This window comes from Alteromonas sp. MmMcT2-2 (assembly GCF_022348305.1).
Lineage (GTDB): Bacteria > Pseudomonadota > Gammaproteobacteria > Enterobacterales > Alteromonadaceae > Alteromonas > Alteromonas macleodii.
Map to the genome: position 1 here is coordinate 1 of NZ_JAKRFA010000088.1, position 5958 is coordinate 5958.

9 protein-coding genes are annotated in these 5958 nt (G+C 38.5%); 2 read left to right on the plus strand and 7 right to left on the minus strand.

The window, feature by feature from the left end; all coding sequences use genetic code 11:
• The coding region (locus MHM99_RS20635; RefSeq protein WP_187447707.1) for a Tn3 family transposase at positions 1-339 on the plus strand (339 nt) is incomplete at its 5' end.
• Between the two features lie 169 nt (positions 340-508).
• Here the strand turns inward: MHM99_RS20635 and MHM99_RS20640 are convergent.
• From MHM99_RS20640 to merR, 6 genes are all read right to left on the minus strand, one after another.
• The gene (locus MHM99_RS20640; RefSeq protein ID WP_008110853.1) at positions 509-946 is read right to left on the minus strand and encodes a MerR family transcriptional regulator; all 438 of its coding nucleotides are present in this window, start codon (positions 944-946) and stop codon (positions 509-511) included.
• A 113-nt stretch (positions 947-1059) separates the two neighbouring features.
• Positions 1060-2499, minus strand: coding sequence for a mercury(II) reductase (merA, locus tag MHM99_RS20645; protein ID WP_008467329.1), 1440 nt, complete (start codon positions 2497-2499; stop codon positions 1060-1062).
• Between the two features lie 20 nt (positions 2500-2519).
• Positions 2520-2939: an organomercurial transporter MerC gene (gene merC / locus MHM99_RS20650; RefSeq protein WP_012517596.1), complete on the minus strand. Its 420-nt coding sequence runs from the start codon at positions 2937-2939 to the stop codon at positions 2520-2522.
• A complete protein-coding gene (merP, locus tag MHM99_RS20655; RefSeq protein WP_008110847.1) occupies positions 2939-3223 on the minus strand; it encodes a mercury resistance system periplasmic binding protein MerP in 285 nt (94 codons plus the stop codon). The genes merC and merP overlap by 1 nt, the downstream gene beginning before the upstream one ends.
• A 46-nt stretch (positions 3224-3269) precedes the next feature.
• Positions 3270-3617: a mercuric transporter MerT family protein gene (locus tag MHM99_RS20660; protein WP_012517597.1), complete on the minus strand. Its 348-nt coding sequence runs from the start codon at positions 3615-3617 to the stop codon at positions 3270-3272.
• Positions 3618-3807: 190 nt separating this feature from the next.
• The gene (merR, locus tag MHM99_RS20665) at positions 3808-4260 is read right to left on the minus strand and encodes an Hg(II)-responsive transcriptional regulator (RefSeq protein WP_008110844.1); all 453 of its coding nucleotides are present in this window, start codon (positions 4258-4260) and stop codon (positions 3808-3810) included.
• Between the two features lie 269 nt (positions 4261-4529).
• Here merR and MHM99_RS20670 point away from each other — a divergent pair, with 269 nt between their 5' ends.
• A complete protein-coding gene (locus MHM99_RS20670; protein ID WP_008467336.1) occupies positions 4530-5153 on the plus strand; it encodes a recombinase family protein in 624 nt (207 codons plus the stop codon).
• Between the two features lie 122 nt (positions 5154-5275).
• Here the strand turns inward: MHM99_RS20670 and MHM99_RS20675 are convergent, their stop codons facing one another.
• Positions 5276-5812, minus strand: a complete 537-nt coding sequence (locus tag MHM99_RS20675; RefSeq protein WP_061094524.1) for a hypothetical protein — start codon at positions 5810-5812, stop codon at positions 5276-5278.
• Positions 5813-5958 lie beyond the last annotated feature (146 nt).

Sequence of the window (5958 nt, forward strand, 5' to 3'; positions counted from 1 at the left end):
TTAGGCTCCAAGCTGAAAGTAAACCACCTCCGCAGCCATTTATTGGTGTGGTCTACAGAGGATTATGTCTTTTTAGAGGGGAAAATCCCTAGAACCCCACAATGGAACGATTGTGCTCGACTCATTTCAAATTGCATTATTTATTATAATTCCGCGTTACTATCGGCATTTTTACAAATCCAAGAGAGGAACGGTAGGCAAGATGTGGTTGATGTTATTTCTCGGCTTTCACCTGTTGCTTGGCAACACATTAATCTAAATGGGGAATATGCCTTTAATAAAGACCGCAAAGAAATCGACTTAGCTGGTTTACTTAGTGATGTAGAATCAATAAGTTAAAGAATGCCATCTGTTTGTATTTCTAATTCAAAAGGTACTGCGCATCAAAGTGCCATTAAAAATTGGAGGTGTTGATATTCTATATGCTTGATATATACAAGCTAACATTGATAGAAAACAGATAAGCTAACAAGTTTTTAGTCGAGCCATGAACTGTTCTATAATTGTTCTAATTGCAAAACTCTTCAATTTGGTTTGTTACTAGATTTAAAAATACTTTTCTATGCTCGATTTTAGTAAGTAGCAGCTTTTGGATGTCTTCAGGAACTTTTCTTTCTCCTGCATCTATTGCCATTAGTAATGGCTTGATATCAACTACAAGAAGACCTGCCGCCCTTGCTGCTCGAATGAACTTTAATCTCTTTAATGCACATAAGCCGTAAAGTGAATGGCCTGACTTAGTTTTTTCTTCGCAGTGTACTAAGTTCTCAAGAACATAATTTCTTACCGTATGGACAGATGTTTGTGCAGCTAGTGCCAGTTGAGAAATACTCAAAGGAAAATCCAACGCATCATCATCACTACTAATGAACTTATTGATGTCAGGTATCTCTGTCAAAAAACTGACTTCACCAACAGGAATGTTTTCAACCTTAGATTTAATCATGATTTAGCATGCTTCCAATTTGTGTTGTTAATGGAATGCCTTAAGATATCTTGATTACATTCAATCAATTGGCACTCCATTAACATTTCTGTAAGTACATTACCGTTAAATGATTACCCTGCGCAGCAAGATAGCTCTTTAACGTCTTTGCTAAAGGTTTGAGCGCATAACTTCAATCCTTCAACCATCGTCAAATACGGAAATAGTTGACCTGCCAATTCTTCGACTGTCATTTTATTATGAATAGCAAGAGCCGCACTTTGAATCAGTTCTCCGCCTTCATGGGCTAAAATTTGTGCGCCTATCAGTTTTCCCGTGGATTCTTCAGCTACCAACTTGATAAAACCATCCGTTTCAAAATTTGCTAAAGCTCTTGGTACGTTTTCCATATCAAGTACACGACTTATCGTATTTATTCCTACCGCTGAAGCTTGTACTTCGGTTAGACCTACCGTAGCAACTTGTGGGTCGGTGAATATAACAGCAGGCATGGTAGATAAGTCGAGTTGCGCATTTCCACCTGTCATATTAATTCCAGCCCTACTTCCGGCAGCAGCAGCAACATAAACAAATTGTGGCATATTGGAGCAATCTCCAGCGGCATAAATGTTAGCTGTTGATGTTTCCATCATACTATTAACAACAATGGCACCACTTTTATCTGTTTCAACACCAACATTTTCTAAACCAAGCTTTCCAGTATTTGCATGGCGACCCGTAGAGATAAGCAATTTTTCAGCGATTAATGTTCCTTCGTTAGTTTCCAATGAAAAACCATTGCTATCATAAGAAACATGACTTGCTTGCGTATTATTAAGTACCCTAATACCTTCTTTTTCAAAGCACTCTGCCAGTTTTTCACCTAATAACGGATCTTCAGCATATAAAAGGGTATGTCTGGCTAGAATTGTCACACGGCTACCTAAACGGGCATAAGCTTGCGCAATTTCCAGAGCAACAACGGAGGAGCCGATGACAACTAGACTACTCGGTAACTCTTCTGCAAATAAGGCTTCTGTTGATGTCCAATAAGGTGTATCAACTAAACCCTTAATTGGCGGAATGCTTGGTGTAGAGCCTGTTGCAATTAAAATGCGATCTGCAACCAGCTCTTCTTCACTACCATCAGACTTGTGAACTAGCAAGGTATTTTGATTTTTAAAACGTGCATAACCTTTAAGTAAAGATAGCGCGGGATTACTCTCTAAAATACGTTGATATTTAGCATCGCGTAGTTCTTCGACGCGAGCGTTTTGCTGATGTGCTAATAAGGAGCGGCTAAGTTGTGGCTGAATATTTTCTAAACCATCAAACGGGTTAGTACGTTGCTGATGCGCTAATTGCGCAGCACGGATCAATATTTTTGAAGGAACACAGCCGACATTTACACAGCAACCTCCGATTACATCGGCTCCTTCAATGATAGTAACTCTTGCTCCGCCTTCTGCTGCTTTAATCGCACTGGCAAAGGCCCCTGAACCACTACCAATAATGGCTACATGTAATTGTTCTGGCTGGATGTCATTTGACGAGCAACAACTATTCGTTGACATATTTTATTCCTCTAAAAAAGTTAAGCGGTACAAGTTTCATCATCACAGCGTTTATTCGCAGGAGAAACCATGTCCCAAATTGATACAGCAACCATTAGTCCTAGCCCCGTATAAGTAACGTATGAACTCCACCCGTACTGGAACCAAGGGTATAAAGAGAGTAAAACCAAAATGGGGCCAATTGAACCGATAAAACTACGGTACCATTGACGATGGCTAAACCAGCCTAAGATATTCATTGCCAGCGCTAATACTGCAAACAGTGGTAACAACGTATTGATAAATACCCCTTCCCACTGACTAAGAAATCCCATCCCAATTGCCGCACCAAGACTAGCTATCGCGGGAAAACACATGGCGCATCCCATTGCCGAAACAAGTGCACCTATAGAGCCTGCTTTATCTCCGATACGCGTAACTAGTTCTAAGGGGCTAAACATTACTTATTTTCACTTTTTAAATTTGAAGGGTAGCCAGCGTTGGTAGTCGCTGCAATTAATGCATTGATGTTGGTTTTAGTGTCATCAAAAGAAACAACAGCTAGCTTAGGCTTGTAGGTAACTTTCGCATTTTCAACGCCATCAACATTTTCTAATGACTTTTTAACTGTGATTGGACATGTCGCACAGTTCATCGTTGGCACTTCCAGTGTAACTGTTTTTACTTCAGCAAAAGCACCAAAACTAGAAAGTGAAAGCAGTGCGGTTAATAATAATTTTTTCATAATTAGCTCCAAATTTTAAAATGTTATAAATTTCTTGATCTGTATATTAAGCAAACAAAAGTATCCAATAATTACTGGTCACTAAAATTGTCGCAACTATAGCGCTCAGCCAGAAAATGACTTTTCGTTGTTGCTGTTTCTTAGGAATTGCACAGGCCGTTCCCGGCTCACACTCTTCTACAGGACGGTAAATTTTCCAACCTGAGTAGCCAAACAACAACACTACAAATGCGATAAATAATGGCCTATAGGGTTCAAATGCAGTTAAATTACCAATCCATGAGCCACTTACCCCAAGTAATAACAGGAGCAAAGGACCTACACAGCATACGCCTGCGCCTAATGCTGCTATGATGCCTCCTATCATTGGAAGGTTTGATTTTTTTTGATTCATATAGATACCTCATTAAGTGATAATGCAAGTGTATTGCATGTACCTAAGTACGGAGTCAAGGGTGATTTATAAAAAATTTATCTTTGATAATCTGCTACGACAGATACGGGGAATAAGCTAACTTGAATTAAGGCGCAGAAGTAAAATTGGATATGCTGTTTTAGTGGGAAATGGTAGTTAAGTGAATCATTTACTTCGGTTGCAACGAATCAATTATTGGGCAGTGGCTATCGTCATCATTATTTTGGCATTGTCCTAAATGTTCTTCCAAAGCGTGTTCTAACAACAACAAGTCAGCCATCTTTTTTTGTACTGCGATCAGTTTTTTATTAGCTAATTCTTGTACTTTACTACATGGACTATCGTTTAACGCAAGTAACCCTTCAATCTCATTTAGCGTAAAACCTAATTCTTGAGAACGCTTGATAAAATGTATTCTATTTACCGTTTCTTTCGGGTAATGTCTATAGCCCTGCATAGGCTTTGGTGGTTGTTTAATTAAGCCTTTGCGTTCATAAAAGCGAATTGTTTCGACATTTACACTCAGTTCTTTAGCCAACATACTTATGGTTCGTTTAGACACGTTATCAATTACCTTACTGACTTTTTGTTTACTTACTTTATATCTAATTAAAGTGACCATCAATGAATACCAGTTTAAACATCGCTAATTGATTTTGTTTTTTCTTCTATTAAATAAGTAAAGTTACCGTTGTTACAACAATATTAAACCACAACAATGTATGGTTTATCCTTTTTCATTATCAAAGTCCAAATTAGTGTTATTACATGCAGTTCTACATGAGTACACCCTAAAGATACTGTTAATATATCACAGGCAATTACGTAATGACACCACTTAAATAAACCTATATGATATGACACCATCTAAATAGACCTAATTAGGCAAAAATGTTCATAAGAGCATATTTACGAGCATCAACTTCTGAGCAAGATGCAAATAGAGCAAAAAGCTCATTAAAAAAATTCGTTTCTGGCTTCAGCAAACGAATTGCTTCTTTTTATATAGAAAATAAATCTGGTAATTCTTTAGATAGACCAGAGCTAATTCGTTTATTGGATGAATCAGAGTCCGGTGATGTTTTGTTAGTTGAATCAATCGATCGTTTAACAAGGCTAAGCCCTGATGATTGGAAAACTCTTGTAGCCTCAATAAATGAAAAAGGAATTAGTGTTGTTAGTTTAGATCTACCAACCAGTCATTTAACATTTGGCAGTTTTCCAAGTGATGATTTTATGAGATCAATACTTAGTGCTATTAATAATATGCTGTTAGAAATATTAGCGGCCAGTGCATATAAAGAATATCGAGAACGTGAACGTAAGCAAAAAGAAGGTATTGTAAAAGCACAGCAAAAGGGACTTTATCACGGTCGTCAGCCTGATTTAGAGGCTCATGATAGGATTGCCTCGTTTACTGAAGCTGGATTTAGTATTAATAAAACGGCTGAAGCAGTTGGAGTTAGTCGAAGTACGGTAATTAGAGTTAGAAAAAAGCTTAAAAACTTAGACTAAGGTTAATTTCGAGGGGATGGGCGCAAAACCCCTTAGAGCAACCTGTCGGACCTAATTGCATCGTGATTTGAATTTGACAGGTTGAGTCCAGACTAATCCAGCTAAGAACATAAGTCTCGGAGCTAATCTAGCTTCTCTCGCTTTTTGAATTCTAGAACGTTGCCTGTTGCCCCCGTTGTTTCCACATCGATCATTAACTCAATATGCTTGCATTCTTCAGGCATATGTTCCCACATAGCAACGGTCATTTGGTGCATTCTCACGGCTTGAGACTTTAAGCGTTTTTTATAATCTCCAAGCTTTTCTTCTTTCTTCTCAATTTCTCTCTTAAGCTTTTTGATTTCTTTTTTAGCTTTGTCTAAGTCTTCCTTAGCCTTTATGTGGAGAGGGTGGCCGCGAACCACAGTATCGGACACATTGCTTACTCCATGAACACGATTTGCTTCAGCGCTTTCGATCAGCGCTTTTGTTTCTGGATAGCGCCTGGCCGATCCATTCGATAACCCCGCTTCTTTCTCAACATTAGAAACAACAATTTTAAGCTTGTTGGCTTTAAGCTTTTGTTTCAACTCTCTGTTAATCGGCTTTTGATGAACAAGCCGCGCCAATGCGTCTCTTAGCTGTCTTTCTGTTGAGCTTAACTCCGCCTTGTCTGTCATGCCTTACGCCTTCCTTGTCGTTTCGATAACCAAATTCAGCACATCTTTGCATATTCCGGCCGGATCTGAACAGCGATTCCGGAAATACTTGAACACTCATTCTGGAATTATTTGAACACTGATTCCGGATTTATTTAGTACAGTTT